12 protein-coding genes, 5 tRNA genes and 1 pseudogene are annotated in these 17,343 nt (G+C 72.0%); 9 read left to right on the top strand and 9 right to left on the bottom strand.

Translation table 11 applies throughout. The features are described 5' to 3' along the window. From ACFWXO_RS20835 to ACFWXO_RS20800, 8 genes and pseudogenes are all read right to left on the bottom strand, one after another. Positions 1–126: pseudogene (locus tag ACFWXO_RS20835) on the bottom strand (ATP-binding protein); the annotation flags it as partial. Continuing rightward, entirely contained in the window at positions 107–763 is a 657-nt protein-coding gene (locus ACFWXO_RS20830; protein WP_380525286.1) for a DUF742 domain-containing protein, read from the bottom strand. The gene ACFWXO_RS20830 and the pseudogene ACFWXO_RS20835, both read right to left, overlap by 20 nt. A 161-nt stretch (positions 764–924) precedes the next feature. Continuing rightward, positions 925–1,338 carry a roadblock/LC7 domain-containing protein gene (locus ACFWXO_RS20825; RefSeq protein ID WP_097236138.1) on the bottom strand — a complete coding sequence of 138 codons (414 nt, stop codon included), beginning with the start codon at positions 1,336–1,338 and terminating at the stop codon, positions 925–927. A gap of 10 nt (positions 1,339–1,348) precedes the next feature. Next, positions 1,349–4,702, bottom strand: coding sequence for a nitrate- and nitrite sensing domain-containing protein (locus ACFWXO_RS20820; RefSeq protein ID WP_375891703.1), 3,354 nt, complete (start codon positions 4,700–4,702; stop codon positions 1,349–1,351). Positions 4,703–5,138: 436 nt separating this feature from the next. After that, positions 5,139–5,723: an ATP/GTP-binding protein gene (locus ACFWXO_RS20815; protein ID WP_380525284.1), complete on the bottom strand. Its 585-nt coding sequence runs from the start codon at positions 5,721–5,723 to the stop codon at positions 5,139–5,141. Continuing rightward, positions 5,704–6,129 carry a DUF742 domain-containing protein gene (locus ACFWXO_RS20810; protein WP_375891707.1) on the bottom strand — a complete coding sequence of 142 codons (426 nt, stop codon included), beginning with the start codon at positions 6,127–6,129 and terminating at the stop codon, positions 5,704–5,706. The genes ACFWXO_RS20815 and ACFWXO_RS20810 overlap by 20 nt, the downstream gene beginning before the upstream one ends. A gap of 161 nt (positions 6,130–6,290) precedes the next feature. Beyond that, a complete protein-coding gene (locus ACFWXO_RS20805; RefSeq protein ID WP_030248297.1) occupies positions 6,291–6,704 on the bottom strand; it encodes a roadblock/LC7 domain-containing protein in 414 nt (137 codons plus the stop codon). 10 nt (positions 6,705–6,714) lie between these two features. Continuing rightward, complete coding sequence (locus ACFWXO_RS20800; protein WP_380525282.1) at positions 6,715–10,635, bottom strand: nitrate- and nitrite sensing domain-containing protein; 3,921 nt, start codon at positions 10,633–10,635, stop codon at positions 6,715–6,717. A gap of 639 nt (positions 10,636–11,274) precedes the next feature. Here ACFWXO_RS20800 and ACFWXO_RS20795 point away from each other — a divergent pair. The 8 genes from ACFWXO_RS20795 (at position 11,275) to ACFWXO_RS20760 (ending at position 14,806) form a co-directional block, all read left to right on the top strand. Then, positions 11,275–11,493 carry a hypothetical protein gene (locus ACFWXO_RS20795; RefSeq protein ID WP_375891710.1) on the top strand — a complete coding sequence of 73 codons (219 nt, stop codon included), beginning with the start codon at positions 11,275–11,277 and terminating at the stop codon, positions 11,491–11,493. 236 nt (positions 11,494–11,729) lie between these two features. Next, on the top strand, positions 11,730–12,530 hold the full coding sequence (locus tag ACFWXO_RS20790) for a fumarylacetoacetate hydrolase family protein (protein WP_375891711.1): 801 nt from the start codon (positions 11,730–11,732) through the stop codon (positions 12,528–12,530). Further along, positions 12,523–14,022, top strand: a complete 1,500-nt coding sequence (gltX, locus tag ACFWXO_RS20785; RefSeq protein ID WP_380525281.1) for a glutamate--tRNA ligase — start codon at positions 12,523–12,525, stop codon at positions 14,020–14,022. The genes ACFWXO_RS20790 and gltX overlap by 8 nt, the downstream gene beginning before the upstream one ends. A 251-nt stretch (positions 14,023–14,273) precedes the next feature. Then, a tRNA-Gln gene (locus tag ACFWXO_RS20780) sits at positions 14,274–14,345 on the top strand. A gap of 48 nt (positions 14,346–14,393) precedes the next feature. Beyond that, positions 14,394–14,466, top strand: a tRNA-Glu gene (locus ACFWXO_RS20775). Between the two features lie 27 nt (positions 14,467–14,493). Further along, positions 14,494–14,566 (top strand) — tRNA-Glu (locus ACFWXO_RS20770). A 26-nt stretch (positions 14,567–14,592) separates the two neighbouring features. Then, a tRNA-Glu gene (locus tag ACFWXO_RS20765) sits at positions 14,593–14,665 on the top strand. A 66-nt stretch (positions 14,666–14,731) separates the two neighbouring features. Continuing rightward, positions 14,732–14,806, top strand: a tRNA-Gln gene (locus tag ACFWXO_RS20760). A gap of 160 nt (positions 14,807–14,966) precedes the next feature. On the opposite strand, the gene ACFWXO_RS20755 is transcribed toward ACFWXO_RS20760, so the two are convergent. Further along, positions 14,967–15,680 carry an IclR family transcriptional regulator gene (locus ACFWXO_RS20755; protein ID WP_030306825.1) on the bottom strand — a complete coding sequence of 238 codons (714 nt, stop codon included), beginning with the start codon at positions 15,678–15,680 and terminating at the stop codon, positions 14,967–14,969. Positions 15,681–15,910: 230 nt separating this feature from the next. Between ACFWXO_RS20755 and leuC the strand changes: the two genes are divergently transcribed. Next, entirely contained in the window at positions 15,911–17,341 is a 1,431-nt protein-coding gene (leuC, locus tag ACFWXO_RS20750; RefSeq protein ID WP_375891715.1) for a 3-isopropylmalate dehydratase large subunit, read from the top strand. The last annotated feature ends 2 nt before the right edge of the window (positions 17,342–17,343 follow it).

Below are 17,343 nucleotides of genomic sequence, written 5' to 3'. Positions count from 1 at the left end.
GGGGTTGATCTCGGAGACGGCGCCGACGAGCGTGGTCTTGCCGACGCCGAAGCCGCCGGCGATGACGATCTTCGCGGAGGTGGTGGCGCGGGTGGGGGCGGCCGCGTTAGAGCTTGCGAAGTCCACTGAGGACCCTTTCGAGCAGCGTGACGTCGGGCTGGTTTCCGGATTCGCCCCCGGAAGCGGGCTGGTGGATGGCGACGAGGCCGGCCTCGGCCAGGTCGGCCACGAGGATCCGGGCGACTCCCAGGGGAAGTGAGAGCAGCGCCGAGACCTCGGCGACGGACTTGACCTCCGTGCACAGCGTGCAGATCCGCTGGTGCTCGGGGAGGAGGGTGGACAGGCGCTGCGGATCGACGTCGGCGGAGACCAGGGCCTCCAGCGCGAGTTCGTAGCGGGGCCGGGTGCGACCACCGGTCATGGCGAACGGTCGGATCAGCGGGCCGGAATCCTGCTCGTCCTCGAACTCCTCGACGTACCCGGGCTCCTGGGCCGGCCGGTGGCCGGGGGCCTGGGCGGGCACCTGGCCGGGCGGCGTCGGGTGGCCGGGCGGCGGGGTGTCGAAGGCGGGCTGCGGCCGGGCGTACGGGTCGTACTGCCCGTACTGCTCCTCGGGCCGGGCGTACGGGTGCTGCTGGGGCTGCCCGTACTGGTGCCGACCGTACTGCTGACCGTGGCCGGCGCCGGGTGCTCCGAAGGCGTCGTGGCCCGTGCCAGGGTACGGAACGCCGTACTGGCCGCTGCGGTCGTCGGGCGGTGTCACGGTTCCTCTCCTCACAAGGTGCGGCGGTGCGGTGCGGGCTTCGGTACGAGTCCGGAGCCGGTGGTGCGAAGGCCGTACAACGTCCGAACCCGAGCCCGCCGAAGCGGGCCCGGGAAGGACGCGGAGGTACTTCGAATACCTGGACGGTATCCGACGAACCGTCAGTGCAGGAGACTGCCCTGGAGTTCTGCGCGGAGCGCGGGGGTGAGGACGGCGCCGGCCCGGTCGACGAGCAGGGCCATCTCGTACCCGACCAGACCGATGTCGGAGTCGGGGGAGGCGAGCACCGCGAGGGCGGAGCCGTCGCTGATGGCCATCAGGAACAGGAAGCCGCGCTCCATCTCGACGACGGTCTGGTTGACCTCGCCGCCTTCGAAGATCCGGCTGGCGCCGGAGGTGAGGGAGGTGAGGCCGGAGGCGACGGCGGCGAGCTGGTCGGCGCGGTCGCGCGGGAAGCCCTCCGACATGCACAGCAGGAGGCCGTCCGCCGAGACCACCACGGTGTGGGACACCCCGGGGGTGTTGTCCACGAAATTGGTGATCAGCCAGTTCAGGTTCTGTGCGGCCTGGCTCATCTGAGTCAACTCAACGCTCCTGGTGGTTCGAGCCGCCGAAGAGATCGGTGCTCCGGTTCTGTCCGTTGCCGGACTGGTCTACCTGATCGGGGTCGATCCGGAAGCTTCCGGTGTTGCCGGCGCTGCGGCCCTGCTCGACGCCGCGGCGCAGGTTGGTGAGGCGGCCACGGACCTCCTCGGGGCTGCGGGAGACCTGCGGCCCTTCCTGCGGGGTCGGCTTGGCGTTGCCGGGCACCAGGTTCTGCTTGGGCACGCGCCGGGGCAGTCCGGCCCCGGTGGTGCCGGCGGACGAGGGCTCGCGCAGCTGCTCGGCCCGCTGCCAGTCACCGTCGTTCGGCGACTGCCAGGGGGAGGCGGTCGGGCCGGTCGGGCCGTAGCCGCCCAGTGCGGACACGTCGTGGCCGCGGGACTCGACGGGCGCCGAGGTGTCCTTGGCGCCGGCGAACCAGTTCGGGGTGTCCCCGGACGGGGTCAGACCGACCGGGGCGCTGCCCGGGCCGCCGCCCGCCAGCTGCTGGCCGGGGCGGCGCTGGGGCAGCCCGGACGGCAGGGTGGCGGCGGGGGCCGGCGCGGGCTCGGCGGTGGGCAGGGCGGGCGGCTCCGGGGTGTACGGGTGGCCCGCGGGGGCCTCCACGGCCTGGTGGCCGTAGCCGTCCTGGGCGTACTCGTCCTGCTGGTAGCCGCCCTGGTCGTAGCCGTAGCGGTCGTCGGCGTAGCCGTCCTGCTGGTAGCCCTGCTGCTGCGGGTACTGGCCGTAGCCGTCCTGGGCGTACTCGTCCTGCTGGTAGCTGTTCTGGTCGTAGCCGTACTGCTCGTCGGCGTAGCCGCCCTGCTGGTAGCCCTGCTGCGGGGCGTACTGGTCGTAGCCCTGCTGGTAGTCCTCCTCGACCTCGGCGTCCAGCACCTGCTCCTGCGGGCCGCCCTCCAGGGCCGCGCGGCGGACCTGGTCGAGGCGCTGCGAGCGCTGGACGGCCTCCAGGGCCGGGCTGAACCCGGAGGAGCCAGCGTTGCCGATGCCGGTGAGGTGGTCGTCGAAGCCGAGCTCGGCGGCGCTGCGGCCGCCGTTGTCCGGGGCCCACTCGGCGGTCGGCTCCTGGTCGGCGAAGATCCGGGAGACGGTGAACTGCTCCTCCGGCTCCGGCGCCATCGCGGACTTGGTGACGAACGGCGGGAGCATGACGAGCGAGGTGGTGCCGGCGGACTCGCCGGACGGGCGGAGCTGGACGCGGACGTCGTGCCGCTGGGAGAGCCGGCCGACCACGAAGAGGCCCATGCGGCGGGAGATGGTGGCGTCGACCGTGGGCGGCTCGGCCAGCTTCTCGTTGATCTCCGCGAAGTCGTCGGCGGTGAGGCCGATGCCCTTGTCGTGGATCTCGACCAGCACCCGGCCGTCCGGCAGGCGGGTCGCGTTGACCAGCACCCGGGTCTGCGGGCTGGAGAACGAGGTGGCGTTCTCCAGCAGCTCGGCGAGCAGGTGGACGAGGTCGGTCACGGCGGCGCCGACGACCTCGACCTCGGGGATGCCGGACAGCTCGACGCGCTCGTACTGCTCCACCTCGGAGGCGGCGGCGCGCAGCACGTCGACCAGCGGGACCGGGGTGTTCCAGCGGCGGCCGGCCTCCTCGCCGGCGAGGACGAGGAGGTTCTCACCGTTGCGGCGCATACGGGTCGCGAGGTGGTCCAGCTTGAAGAGGTTCTCCAGCTGGTCCGGGTCGGCCTCGTTGTTCTCCAGGTCGGTGATCAGTGCCAGCTGGCGCTGGATCAGACCCTGGCTGCGGCGCGACAGGTTGGTGAAGATCGCGTTGACGTTCCCTCGCAGCAGGGCCTGCTCGGCGGCGAGCGCCACGGCCTGCTGGTGGACCTGGTCGAAGGCCCGGGCGACTTCGCCGATCTCGTCCTTGCCGTGCAGCGGGATCGCGCTCACCGAGGTGTCGACCCGGTCCGGGTCGGTCTTGGAGAGCTTCTCGACCAGGTCCGGCAGGCGGTGGTCGGCGATCTCCAGGGCGGCGCTGCGCAGGGTGCGCATGCCGAGGATCATCGAGCGGGCGACGTAGCCGGTGAGCAGGCCGGCCAGGATCAGTGCGGCGACGACGATGACCGTGTTGAGGATGGCGTCGTAGAGCGCGTTGTCCTTGAGGTTGCGGGAGTCGGTGAGGACGGCGTCCAGCAGCGCGACTTCGGTGTTCCGCAGGGCCTGGATGTGGGTTCCGGCGGCCTGGTTCCAGTTGTCCGGGGTCAGACCGGAGTTCTTGGCCTCGGCGTACGCGGCGTCGGCGGCGGCCTTGCCCTTCTGCTGGCCGATGGCGGCGGCCTCGGCGTAGTTGGCGGCCAGCGCCAGCAGGCCCCCCATGGTGGGCGCGGTGCCGTTCGGCATCTTGTACGCCGAGCGGTCCTGGGCGGTGGCCAGGGCGACCTGGGCGTCCGCGTACTTGCGGGCGTCCTCGGGGGCGGCACCGGTGTTGAACTCGGAGAGCGAGACCTGTTCCAGCTTCTCCGCGACCAGGATCTGCTGGGTCATGTCCTGGTTCTCGTAGCGCGTGGTCACGCCCTGCGAGGCACCGACCAGCAGGCTCAGCATCAGCGAGCGCTGGGTCGAGGCGGAGGCCTTGGCCAGCGACATCGCGTAGATCGCGCGGCCCTTGCTGGTGGCGTTGGCGGAGCCGTTGCCGACCGAGTTGTCGTAGGCCAGCAGCGGCGCGAACATCGCCGAGTAGGCGCTCGCGGTGGCGCTGGCGAACAGCTCCCTGCCGTACGCGACCTGCCGCAGGTGCGGGAGGTCGACCACGAGGGTCTGGAAGGCCTCGTGGCGGCGCGGGAGCTCGCCGGACTTGTCGGAGGCGTCGTACGCGGCGTTGTAGGCCTTGAGCGCGGCGTCGGTGTCGGCGCGGCGCTTGGCGACCTCGTTGTTCGGGTCCTGCCCGGTGAGCAGGGGTATCAGGGTCTTGTCGCGCTCGTTCTCGAGCGCCTCGGCGAGTTCGGTCGCCGCCTTGGCGAGCTCGGCGGTCTTCTCGGCCTTGGAGGCCTTGATGTAGCCGTCGACCGAGGTGTTCACTCGCAGACCGCCGAAGACGAGACTGATGATCACGGGGATCAGCAGGATCGCGATCAGTCGGGTCGGCACGCGCCAGTTGCGCGGACGGAGGAAGTCGTACCGGCTGGACGGCCCGCCTTCGCCGGACTGACCCGCCGCACCCGTGCGCGGCTCCGTGGAGGCCGTCGGGGGCTTGGGGGCCGGGGTGGTCTGGGGACGCTCCTCGGTGGGAGTGAACGCGGAGAATCCGGCCGGTTCCGCGGCGCCGCCGTTCGGCGCGCTCTGGCGGGGCTCGGAGCGCCGCTGCGGGGCGGGTTGCTGCTTACGCCTCACTCGACTACTACCTCTCGGCCGACTTGCCGGCCATGGATCAATCCAGCGCTACCCCCGGGGCCCTGGCCCGCCGCCGGACGGCCGGAGCGGGATGTTCAGGGGTAGCTGGAATTTCAGCACGTGCAGGGATGGGGGACAAACAGCCGTCGCAAGGCACCCGCGTCGGAACAATACGGACAATCAACGACATGACGGAGCAAAACCGTGGTGATCTGGCGCTGAGTGACGCTGATTCGCCACGCTGCGTCATTGTTGATCACAAAATGCCTACCGAACTGTTATCCGCTGCTTATACACGGGTCTTGCGCGCGGCCCCGGGAGGACACCGGCCGGTAAAGCACCGCCGCCCCGGCGACCCGTCAGTGTGACGGTTCGCCGGGGCCGCTCGGTTCCCGCGGGTGCTCGCGCGCCCACCGGTGCCCGTGTGCCCGGCTCGTCAGCGGAGTCGGGCGAGGAGGGCGTGTTCGACGAGGGTGATGAGGGCGCTCTTGGCGCTGTCGCGTCGGCGGGCGTCGAGGGTGACGACGGGGGTGTCGGGGCCGAGTTGGAGGGCTTCGCGGACTTCGTCGCCGGTGTGGGGCTGGTGGCCGTCGAAGCCGTTGAGGGCGACGACGAAGGGCAGGCCGCTGTTCTCGAAGTAGTCGAGGGCGGGGAAGCAGTCGGCGAGGCGGCGGGTGTCGACGAGGACGACGGCTCCGATGGCGCCTCGGACGAGGTCGTCCCACATGAACCAGAAGCGGTCCTGTCCGGGGGTGCCGAAGAGGTAGAGGATGAGGTCTTCGTCGAGGGTGATGCGGCCGAAGTCCATGGCGACGGTGGTGGTCGTCTTGCCGGAGACGTGGCTGATGTCGTCGATGCCGGCGGAGGCCGAGGTCATGACGGCTTCGGTGCGCAGGGGGTTGATCTCGGAGACGGCGCCGACGAGCGTGGTCTTGCCGACGCCGAAGCCGCCGGCGATGACGATCTTCGCGGAGGTGGTGGCGCGGGTGGCGGCGGCCGCGTTAGAGCTTGCGAAGTCCACTGAGGACCCTTTCGAGCAGCGTGACATCGGGCGTTCCGCCCGACTCGCCCGCGGCGGCGGGCTGGTGGATGGCGACGAGACCGGCCTCGGCCAGGTCGGCCACGAGGATCCGGGCCACACCGAGCGGAACGCCGGCCAGTGCGGAGATCTCCGCGATGGACTTGACCTCGCGGCAGAGACCGACGATCCGGGCGTGCTCGGGCAGCAGCCCGGTGGTGCGCTCGGCCGAGCCCGTGGTCGAGATCAGGGCCTCGATCGCGAGCTGGTAGCGGGGGCGGGTCCGGCCGCCGGTCATCGCGTAGGGGCGGACCAGCGGCTGCTGCTCGTAGCCGTCGGACTGCTGCCCGCCGTAGCCGCTGCCGTACCCGTTGCCGTACGAGCCGGCGGGTGTCGAGGGCGGGGTCATGGGTCCTCCTTGTGCTGCGGCCTTGGGCAGCCGGTTCCAGCTGGGGCGGTGCCAGCTGAGGCGGGATCAGCTGCCTGAGGGTAGCTGAGGGTGAGGCGCCGGGTCCGGTCGGGTCGGACCCGGTGCGGGGTGGAACGGTGGATGGTCCGCGTGGGTTCCGGTCAGTGCAGGAGACTGCCCTGGAGTTCCGCGCGGAGTGCGGGGGTGAGGACGGCGCCGGCCCGGTCGACGAGCAGGGCCATCTCGTACCCGACCAGACCGATGTCGGAGTCGGGTGCGGCCAGGACGGCGAGGGCGGAGCCGTCGCTGACGGCCATCAGGAACAGGAAGCCGCGCTCCATCTCGACGACGGTCTGGTTGACCTCGCCGCCCTCGAAGATCCGGCTGGCGCCGGAGGTGAGGGAGGTGAGGCCGGAGGCGACGGCGGCGAGCTGGTCGGCGCGGTCGCGCGGGAACCCCTCGGACATGCACAGCAGGAGGCCGTCGGCGGAGACCACCACGGTGTGGGACACCCCGGGGGTGTTGTCCACGAAGTTGGTGATCAGCCAGTTCAGGTTCTGTGCGGCCTGGCTCATCTGGTTCAACTCAACGCTCCTGGTGATCTGCGCCGTTGCCGTCGCTCCGGCCACCGAAACTATCGAATCCGGGCTGCTGGGCACCATGCTGGGAGCCCGGCTGGTTGGCGGCCTGCTCGGCCCCGGCCCGCCGGCCCTGCTGGATGCCGCGGCGCAGGTTGGTCAGGCGGCCGCGGACCTCCTCGGGGGCCCGGGAGACCTGGGGACCGGTCAGCGGCGAGGCCTCGGCGGTGCCGGAGACCAGGTTGGCCTGCGGGGTCCGCCGGGGGAGGCCGGACATGGTGACCCCGCTGGTCGAGGGCTCGCGGACCTGCTCGGCACGGCGCCAGCGCTCGTCGTTCGCGGACGGGCGCCAGGGCGCGTCACCGACGCCCGGCTGCGGCGGCTGCGGCTGGCCCTGCGGGGCCTGCTGCCGGGGCGCCTGCTGCTGGGCCTGCGGGGCCTGCTGCCGGGGCGCCTGGCCCTGGGGGGCCTGGGGGGCCTGGGGGGCCTGGGGGCGCTCCTGCCGGGGCTGCTGCTGCGGGGCCCGCTGCGGCCGGCCCGGCTGCTGGAGGTCCGGCTGCTGGAGGTCCGGCGCGGAGGTGCCGGGGCGGCGCGGCTGGTACGAACGGGGCCGGCCCTGCGGCTGGCCGTCGGCCTGCTGCGGGTACCAGGGCTGCTCGCCGGTGGCCTCGGACGGGCCGGTCGGCAGGGCCATCGGCTCCTGGCGCTGCGGCTGCTGCGGCGCCTGCTGCTGCGGGGCCGGCTGCGGCTGCTGGGGCTGCGGCTGGGCCGGGCCCGGCACGTTCGGCAGCACCGGCTCCACCAGGCCGAGGCCCAGCGGGTCCCGCGGGTCGATCTGGCTGGCCTCGAAGCGCGGCCGGGCGAACTGCTGGGTGCTCTCCACCGACGCCGGCTCGGCCGACGGCAGCGGCTGGGGCTGCTGCTGCGGGGGCAGCTGGGGCTGGGGCTGGCGGCCCTGCTGGGGCGCCTCCGGGCCGGGACGCTGCGGGCGGCGCTGGCCCTGCGGACCCTGAGGCCCCTGGGGGCCCTGCGGACCGGGCCGGCCCGGCTGACCCGGGCCCTGCGGGCCCTGCTGGCCGGGGGTGCGCTGCGGCAGGCCGTCCTGCGGACGGTTGCCCGGACGGGCACCCTGCTGCGGGGCGCCGGGACCGCCGGGGCGGCCGTGCTGCGGCTGCTCGCCGGTCCGCGGCGCGGGAGCGCCCGGAGCACCGTCGAACTCGCCGCCGGGACGCGGACGTTCCTGGCCGGGGCGGCCCTGGCCGCGGCGCGGCAGGCCGTTCGGGCCGCCCTGCGGCGGGCCCTGACGGCCGGGGGAGCGCTGCGGCAGCGCGCCCTGCGGCGCCTGCTGCGGCTGGCCGGGGCCCTGCTGACCGGGGCCCTGCTGACCGGGCTGGCCGGGGGCCTGCTGGCCGGGTCCCTGCGGGCCCTGACCCTGCGGCGCCGTGGCCGGTCGGCCCTGGCCGCGCCGGCCCGGCTGACCCGGGCCCTGCGGGCCCTGCTGGCCGGGGGTGCGCTGCGGCAGGCCGTCCTGACCGGACCGGCCCGGAGCCTGCTGGCCCTGCGGGGCCGGGGGGGTCTCGCGCAGCGACTGGCCGACCTGACGGGTCGGCAGTCCGGCCGGCCCGCCGGTCCGGCCGCCGGGCGCACCCGGGCCGGTCGGCGCGGCGGGGGCGGACGGACCGCCCTGGCCGAGCTGCGGACGGCCGCCCTGCGGGGCACCGCCCGCCGGGCCCTGGCCGAGCGCGGCCGGACCGCCCTGGCGGGCGGGCGGCACCTGGCGCTGCTGGCGCGGCGTCGGGGCGGCCCCGCGCTGCTGCTTGCCCGGTGCGCCGGGGCCGGGACGGCCGCCGGGGCCGCGCCGGTCGGCGGAGTTGGTGACGTCGACCGGGAGCATGACCAGCGCGGTGGTGCCGCCGGAGTCGCTCGGACGCAGCTGGATCCGGATGCCGTGTCGCAGGGACAGGCGGCCGACCACGAAGAGGCCCATGCGGCGGGAGACCGAGACGTCCACCGTCGGCGGGTTGGCCAGGCGCTCGTTGATCTCGGCCAGGTCGTCCGGGCTGAGGCCGATGCCGGTGTCGTGGATCTCGACCAGCACCCGGCCGTCCGGCAGGGCGTGGCCGGTGACCCGCACGCGGGTCTGCGGGCTGGAGAACGAGGTGGCGTTCTCCAGCAGCTCGGCGAGCAGGTGGACGAGGTCGTTGACGACGCGGCCGGCGACCTCGGCCGACGGCACGGCGGCGAGTTCGATGCGCTCGTACTGCTCCACCTCGGAGGCGGCGGCGCGGAGCACGTCGACCAGCGGGACGGGGCGGGTCCAGCGGCGGCCCGGGTCCTCACCGGCGAGGACGAGGAGGTTCTCGCCGTTGCGGCGCATGCGGGTCGCGAGGTGGTCGAGCTTGAACAGGTTGGCCAGCTGGTCCGGGTCGGCCTCGCGGCTCTCCAGTTCGGAGATGAGCGACAGCTGGCGCTGGATGAGGCCCTGGCTGCGGCGCGAGAGGTTGGTGAACATCGCGTTGATGTTGCCGCGCAGGAGGGCCTGCTCGGCGGCGAGGCGGACGGCCTCGCTGTGCACCATGTCGAACGCGTGGGCCACGTGGCCGATCTCGTCGGTCGAGTCGACGGCGACCGGCTCGACCGTGGTGTCGACGTCGTGCGGGTCGCTCTCGGAGAGCGTCTTGACCAGCTCGGGCAGGCGGCGCTCGGCGACGTCCTCGGCCGCGGTCTGCAGGCGGGTCAGCGAGCGCACCATCGAGCGGGCGATCAGACCGGCGCCGCCGAGGGCGATGATCAGGGTCAGGGCGACGGCGGCACCGATGATCAGGGCCTCGGTGTCGGCCTGGGACTGGAGGTCCTGGGCCTTTCCGTCGAGGTCCTCGATCAGCTTGGCCTCGATCCGGCGCTCGGCCGTGATCTTGGTGGTGGCCTTCTCGTACCAGTCCTTGTACGAGACCGCCTCGGTCTGGTGGATGCCGCCCGGCTGGAGGATCGAGCGCGAGTAGCGGTCCGCTTCGGCGATGACGTTGTTGTAGCTCAGCTGGCCGCGCAGGTTGTCCAGGTCGTGCGAGGTGTAGATGTTGTTGAAACTGGTCAGCGCGTTGTCGTACGTGGTGCGCAGGCGGATGCCGAAGGACTCGTCGCTCGCGCTCAGGTCGGGGGCCTTGGGGTTGCCCAGACCGGCGCTGATCAGCGCGCGCTGCTGCGAGGTGGCGTCCTTGGCGAGCGAGAACTGCTGCAGCGCGCGGGTGGCGATGAGCAGGTCCTGGTTGTTCGAGGCGAGCGCGATGTCCTGGGTGATGCCCAGGAGGTCGCGGATGATCACGTCGTACGCGGTGATCGTCGCCTGGATGTTCTGGTTGTTCTGGTACGGCGTGTTGCGGGCGTCCGCGATCGAGTTCAGGTCCTTGCGGATCTGGAACAGCAGCGCCTTCCCGCCGGAGAGCTGGAGGTTCTCGAACTTGTCGGAGGAGGCGGTGAAGGTGCGGCTGAGGTCGTCGGTGCTCTTGCGGGCGGCGACGATCTCGTCGTCCAGCGGGTCGTTCGGCCGGTTGGTGATGTAGCCGGCGCTGATGTCGCGTTCGGTCTGCAGGGCGTCCGCGAGGTTGGTCGCCTTCTTGGCCAGGTCCGACAGGTTGGCCATCTGGGCGAGCTGCTGCGAGTTCTGCATCGAGGTCTGGATGCGCAGGCCGCCGAGGACCAGCGAGACCATGACCGGCAGCGCGAGCAGGGCGATCAGTCGGGTGCGGATGCGCCAGTTGCGCATCGCGAGCCGGCTCAGACCGGTGGCGCGGCGCCTGGTCAGGGTGGTCCGGAGCTTGTCCCGGGCGGACTTCCGTTCCTGGCCGTCGTCGTCCGGCCGGGCGAGGGCCTCGGGCGTCACGGGGTCGGTCGGGCCGCCGGGGGCCGCCGCCTGTTGAGGGGCTGCCACGGGCTCGCGCGACTCCGGGTTACCCGCGGCGCCGCTACCCCTTTTGAAACGTCCCTGCACTGGCGTCGCAACCTCTGGACCGGGCGTCCCGCCGCGTCGCCACGGCCTGGACGGTGTCGAGTTTCCTTCCGCACCCCGGCCGGTCCGGGAGAGCGGGTCGCCGGGGTGGACTGCTCCCTACCCACGGTCCGTGGCATTCCAGCACAGCGAGGGAATCCCAACAAGGGCCGCCGGAACCGACGGTCGGGTACTACCGACCGCATGCGTGATCTCACTGACTGTGCGGTAACCGGACCGGAATACCGCCTTTTTCGGACACTCGCCGGATACATGCCAACGTGGCCGGAGATCGACAAGAGTCGCAGACCTGCCGGAATGACCGTTCCGGGCGAATTGTCGGGAAATTCCGATCCGGCGATATGCCGGATATTCGTGATTTGTGCGTCAATTTGTGAGCAAAATCACAGGTGAATGTGTAGCTTTGGTCACGGCCCGTATGGAAAGAGATCTCGTAACCTTGGCTGTCTCCTGAGCACGGCCCCGATCAGCCTGCCCAGAACCCCTCCGAATCAATCGGAATCACGCAGGCCGGTGCGGATCCCTGGCGGACCGCCCGGCCACGACCACGAGGTGCTCTCGATGTCCCTGGCGAAGAAGGCCACCAAGTCCACGCTGTCCTGCCGCTCCACGGCGAACCCGCGCCGGACCACGCTGGCCTCGGTCGAGGACTTCAGCAGGATCCCGGGTGCCCGCAAGCCCGAGGACGTCGTCACCTACGGCACCGAGCTGCCGGCCGTCACCGCCAACCCGCGCCGCGTCCAGCTGATGGTCGCCCCCGTCATTACCCCCCGGGACTGATCCCGCCCCTGGCGCGACCCGAGGGCGCCGTCACCGCGAACAGCGGTGGCGGCGCCCTCGTGCGTCCCGGGTCGGGGCCCTCCGCCCCGACCGCGCTGAACAGGGCCGAAGGGGTCGCGGGAGGCCCCACGCGATAGCCTGGGCGCGATTGACGGGGCCGCGCCCGTGGCGGGCGGGGCGCCCAGCAGCGCCCGGGGGCGCCCCGGGCGGCCGACGAAGCGAGGGGTAGCCCAGCCGTGCGCATTGCCAGGTTTTCCGTCCGGGAGGGGAGCCCTGCCGCCGGCAGCGTTTCCTTCGGCGTGGTCGAGGGGGATCCGTCCCGGCCCGACTCGCTGGTCGTGCACGAGCTGGCCGGTCACCCGTTCGGCCAACCTCAGCCCACCGGTGAGAGCTACCGCTTCCAGGACGTCCGGCTGCTCAGCCCGATGCTCCCCAACAAGATCGTGGCGGTCGGCCGCAACTACGCGGCGCACGCGGCGGAGCTGGGCAACGACGTCCCGGACGTCCCGCTCACCTTCTTCAAGCCGTCCACCTCGGTGATCGGCCCGACCGAGAACATCGCGTACCCGCCGTTCTCCTCGGACGTCCACCACGAGGCCGAACTCGCCGTGGTGATCGGCCGGATGTGCCGCGAGGTGCCGCTGGACCGGGTGCCCGAGGTGATCCTCGGCTACACCTGCGCCAACGACGTCACCGCCCGGGACGTCCAGCAGCGCGAGGGCCAGTGGGCCAGGGCCAAGGGCTTCGACACCGCCTGCCCGCTGGGCCCGTGGATCGAGACCGACCTCGACCCGTCCGACCTGGCGATCACCTGCACGGTCAACGGCGAGCTCCGCCAGACCGGCCGCACCTCCCTGATGATCCGCTCGGTCGCCGAACTGGTCGTCCACATCTCCGAGGCCATGACGCTGCTGCCCGGCGACGTCATCCTCACCGGCACGCCCGCAGGGGTGGGCCCGCTCAACGTCGGCGACGAGGTCGCCGTCTCCATCGAAGGCATCGGCACTCTCGCCAACAAGGTGATCAAGCGTGGCTAACACTGACCCGGCCGTCCGGGTTCGCTTCTGTCCGTCCCCGACCGGCAACCCCCACGTGGGCATGGTCCGCACGGCCCTGTTCAACTGGGCCTACGCCCGCCACACCGGCGGCAAGCTGGTCTTCCGGATCGAGGACACCGACTCCGCCCGCGACTCCGAGGAGTCGTACACCCAGCTGCTGGAGGCCATGAGCTGGCTCGGCCTGGACTGGGACGAGGGCCCGGAGGTCGGCGGCCCGCACGCGCCGTACCGCCAGTCGCAGCGGATGGACATCTACGCCGACGTCGCCCGCCGCCTCCAGGAGGCCGGCCACGCGTACCACTGCTACTGCAGCACCGAGGAGCTGGACGCCCGGCGCGAGGCCGCCCGCGCGGCCGGCAAGCCCTCCGGCTACGACGGCCACTGCCGCGAGCTGACCGAGGAGCAGGTCGCCGTCTACAAGCTGGAGAAGCGCGAGCCGATCCTGCGCTTCCGGATGCCCGACCGGACCATCTCCTTCGACGACCTGGTGCGCGGCACGCTCACCTTCGAGCCGGAGAACGTCCCGGACTACGGCATCGTCCGCGCCAACGGCGCCCCGCTGTACACCCTGGTCAACCCGGTGGACGACGCCCTGATGGGCATCACCCACGTGCTGCGCGGCGAGGACCTGCTGTCCTCCACCCCGCGGCAGATCGCGCTGTACGCGGCGCTCGCCGAGATCGGCGTCGGCGAGGGCGCCACCCCGCGCTTCGGCCACCTGCCGTACGTGATGGGCGAGGGCAACAAGAAGCTCTCCAAGCGCGACCCGCAGTCCTCGCTCAACCTGTACCGCGAGCGCGGCTTCATCCGCGAGGGCCTGCTCAACTACCTGTCCCTGCTGGGCTGGTCGCTGGCCGAGGACCGCGACCTGTTCGACATGGACGAGATGGTCGCCGCCTTCGACGTCGCCAAGGTGAACTCCAACCCGGCGCGCTTCGACCTCAAGAAGTGCGAGGCGATCAACGCCGAGCACGTCCGCCGGCTGGCCCCGGAGGACTTCGTCCGCCGCCTGGTGCCGTTCCTCCAGGGCCCCGGCCTGCTGCCGGCCGAGCCGACCGCCGAGCAGCTGGACCTGCTCGCCCGGATCGCGCCGCTCACCCAGGAGCGGATGGTCGTGCTGAGCGAGATCGTCAACATGGCCGGCTTCCTGTTCGTCGACCCGGCCGACTTCGCGGTGGACCCGGACGACGCCGCCAAGGTGCTGACCGCGGACGCCGGTCCGGTGCTGGAGGCCAGCGTCAAGGCGCTGGAGGAGCTCGCGGACTTCACCCCGGAGCCGATCCAGGCCGCGCTGCGCGAGGCCCTGGTGGAGGGCCTGGGCATCAAGCCCAAGTTCGCCTTCACGCCGCTGCGGGTGGCCGTCACGGGCCGCCGGGTCTCGCCGCCGCTGTTCGAGTCGATGGAGCTGCTCGGCCGCCCCGAGACGCTGCGCCGGCTCCGTTCCGCCCTGGACGCGCTGCCGACGGCCTGAACGGCCCGCGCAAGCGCCTCCTGAGCAGCCCGCGGGCCCGGCTCCGTGCCGGGCCCGCGGCGCACCCGGAGGTCATCGGACGGCCTCCCCACCGCTGCCTGCGGTTATCGATTTTGGAGCCAGGGCAGACGTCGGGTAATGTTCTTTCTGCGCCGCCCGGGAGGGAACGGACGAGGGAGCGAAAGCCCCTCGGAACGGGACCGACCGAGAGGCGCAACGCCTGAGAAGGGCCCGCAGGGGTTCAACTCTGGTGGGGTATGGTGTAATTGGCAGCACGAGTGATTCTGGTTCATTTAGTCTAGGTTCGAGTCCTGGTACCCCAGCGCAGTACGATCGGCAACGGTCACCCAGCAGTACAAATGAAGATCCAAGCCCCCGTTGTGTAGCGGCCTAGCACGCTGCCCTCTCACGGCAGTAGCGCCGGTTCGAATCCGGTCGGGGGTACTGATCCCGCAAGGGATCGCCTGGAAAGCCCCCGTTGTGTAGCGGCCTAGCACGCTGCCCTCTCACGGCAGTAGCGCCGGTTCGAATCCGGTCGGGGGTACTGATCCCGCAGGGGATCGCCAGGATGCCCCCGTTGTGTAGCGGCCTAGCACGCTGCCCTCTCACGGCAGTAGCGCCGGTTCGAATCCGGTCGGGGGTACTTCAAAGCACGAAGCCGGTGGCTGTGTTCTTCTCGAGGACATGCCCATCGGCCCTTGCTTTGCGTTGGGGTATGGTGTAATTGGCAGCACGAGTGATTCTGGTTCATTTAGTCTAGGTTCGAGTCCTGGTACCCCAGCCAGAAATATGGAAGACCCCGTCCGCGGGGTCTTTTTGCTTTTCCGCCGCGCAGGTGTGCGAAGGGCCCCGCTCGATCCGAGCGGGGCCCTTTCGCGTGCGGTGGGGGAGTGGGGGATTCGGGTTCGGGGGAGTCGGCGGGGTGGGTGGGGGAGTCCGCCGGATCAGCTGCGCCGCAGGGCCTCGGTGAGCCGGTTCGCGGCCTCGATGATGGCCTGGGCGTGCAGCCGGCCCGGGTGGCGGGTCAGGCGCTCGATCGGGCCGGAGACGGAGACGGCGGCCACCACGCGGTTGGAGGGGCCGCGCACGGGGGCGGAGACGGACGCGACGCCCGGCTCCCGCTCGCCGATCGACTGGGCCCAGCCGCGCCGCCGGACGCCGCTGAGCGCGGTGGCGGTGAAGCGGGCGCCCTGGAGGCCGCGGTGGAGCCGCTCGGGCTCCTCCCAGGCCAGTAGGACCTGGGCGGCCGAGCCGGCCTTCATCGGCAGGGTGCTGCCGACCGGGACGGTGTCCCGCAGACCGGAGAGCCGCTCGGCGGCGGCTACGCAGATCCGCATCTCGCCCTGCCGGCGGTAGAGCTGTGCGCTCTCGCCGGTGACGTCGCGCAGGTGGGTCAGGACCGGGCCCGCGGTGGCGAGCAGCCGGTCCTCGCCCGCCGCGGCGGAGAGTTCGGACAGGCGGGGGCCGAGGATGAACCGCCCCTGCATGTCCCTGGTGACCAGACGGTGGTGTTCGAGTGCGACGGCGAGTCGGTGGGCCGTGGGGCGCGCCAGACCGGTGGCGGCGACCAGCCCCGCCAACGTGGCGGGGCCCGACTCCAGTGCGCTGAGCACCAGAGCGGCCTTGTCGAGAACGCCGACGCCGCTAGAGTTGTCCATGCCCTAAGACTGCAGTCTCATTCCGCGAGACGCAAGTTCAATCTTCCGGGAAAAGCGCCACTCTGGATGCAGCAGCCCGGGAGACATCCAGGATGGGGCCTCGTCAGAGTGTCCGCATCGTGGACAGCGATCCGGCGTGCAGGTCTCGCGAACACGCTCCCCACGGGCGGGCGCGCAATGACCTCGACGACACGAGAAGGCCGGCAACGCGGCCGGCTGGAGGGAATCCGATGGGACGGACACTCGCAGAGAAGGTCTGGGACGACCACGTCGTGCGGCGCGCGGAGGGCGAGCCCGACCTCCTGTTCATCGACCTGCACCTGCTCCACGAGGTGACCAGCCCGCAGGCCTTCGACGGGCTGCGGCTGGCCGGCCGTACGGTCCGCCGCACCGATCTGACGATCGCCACCGAGGACCACAACACCCCGACCCTGGACATCGACAAGCCGATCGCGGACCCGGTCTCCCGGGTGCAGTTGGAGACCCTGCGCCGCAACGCGGCCGAGTTCGGCGTACGGATCCACTCGCTCGGCGACGTCGAGCAGGGCGTGGTGCACGTGGTCGGCCCCCAGCTCGGCCTGACCCAGCCCGGCACCACCGTGGTCTGCGGCGACTCCCACACCTCCACCCACGGCGCCTTCGGCGCGCTGGCGTTCGGCATCGGCACCAGCCAGGTCGAGCACGTGCTGGCCACCCAGACCCTGCCGCTGGCGCCGTTCCGCACCATGGCGGTCACCGTCGAGGGCGACCTGCCCGAGGGCGTCACGGCCAAGGACCTGATCCTCGCCGTGATCGCGAAGATCGGCACCGGCGGCGGCCAGGGCTACGTCCTGGAGTACCGCGGTTCGGCGATCCGGAGCCTGTCGATGGAGGCCCGGATGACCGTCTGCAACATGTCGATCGAGGCGGGCGCCCGGGCCGGCATGATCGCCCCGGACGACACCACCTTCGACTACCTCCAGGGTCGCCCGCACGCCCCGCAGGGCGAGGACTGGGACGCTGCCGTCGCGTACTGGCGGACCCTGGCCACCGACGAGGACGCCGTCTTCGACCACGAGGTGTTCATCGACGCGAGCGAGCTCACCCCCTTCGTCACCTGGGGCACCAACCCCGGCCAGGGCGCCCCGCTCGGCGCGGACGTCCCGAACCCCGCGGACTTCGCCGACCCGCAGGAGCGCGCGGCCGCCGAGAACGCCCTCGCGTACATGGGCCTGGAGGCGGGCACCCCGCTGCGCGAGGTCGCCGTCGACGCGGTCTTCGTCGGCTCCTGCACCAACGGCCGGATCGAGGACCTGCGCGCCGCCGCCGCCGTGCTGGAGGGCCGCAAGGTCGCCGACCGGGTGCGGATGCTGGTCGTCCCCGGCTCCGTCCGGGTCGCGCTCCAGGCCGTCGAGGAGGGCCTGGACAAGGTGTTCACCGCCGCCGGGGCCGAATGGCGGCACGCCGGCTGCTCGATGTGCCTGGGCATGAACCCCGACCAGCTCGCTCCGGGGGAGCGCTGCGCCTCCACCTCGAACCGCAACTTCGAGGGCCGCCAGGGCAAGGGCGGCCGCACCCACCTGGTCTCCCCGCAGGTCGCCGCCGCGACCGCCGTCCTGGGCCGGCTGGCCGCCCCGTCGGACCTGTCCGCCAACTCCGCCAACGTCGCCGTGGAGGCCTGAGC

Source organism: Kitasatospora sp. NPDC059088 (genome assembly GCF_042738155.1).
In the GTDB taxonomy this organism is placed as follows: domain Bacteria; phylum Actinomycetota; class Actinomycetes; order Streptomycetales; family Streptomycetaceae; genus Kitasatospora.
The sequence above is the reverse complement of the archived record's forward strand: the minus strand, read 5'-3'. Positions and strand labels throughout refer to the sequence as shown.

Excerpts from the sequence above, each read along its gene's own strand:
- ACFWXO_RS20825 (WP_097236138.1), bottom strand. The coding sequence starts at position 1,338 with ATGAGCCAGGCCGCACAGAACCTGAACTGGCTGATCACCAATTTCGTG.
- ACFWXO_RS20810 (WP_375891707.1), bottom strand. The coding sequence starts at position 6,129 with ATGACCCCGCCCTCGACACCCGCCGGCTCGTACGGCAACGGGTACGGC.
- ACFWXO_RS20805 (WP_030248297.1), bottom strand. The coding sequence starts at position 6,704 with ATGAGCCAGGCCGCACAGAACCTGAACTGGCTGATCACCAACTTCGTG.
- ACFWXO_RS20795 (WP_375891710.1), top strand. The coding sequence starts at position 11,275 with ATGTCCCTGGCGAAGAAGGCCACCAAGTCCACGCTGTCCTGCCGCTCC.
- ACFWXO_RS20755 (WP_030306825.1), bottom strand. The coding sequence starts at position 15,680 with ATGGACAACTCTAGCGGCGTCGGCGTTCTCGACAAGGCCGCTCTGGTG.
- leuC (WP_375891715.1), top strand. The coding sequence starts at position 15,911 with ATGGGACGGACACTCGCAGAGAAGGTCTGGGACGACCACGTCGTGCGG.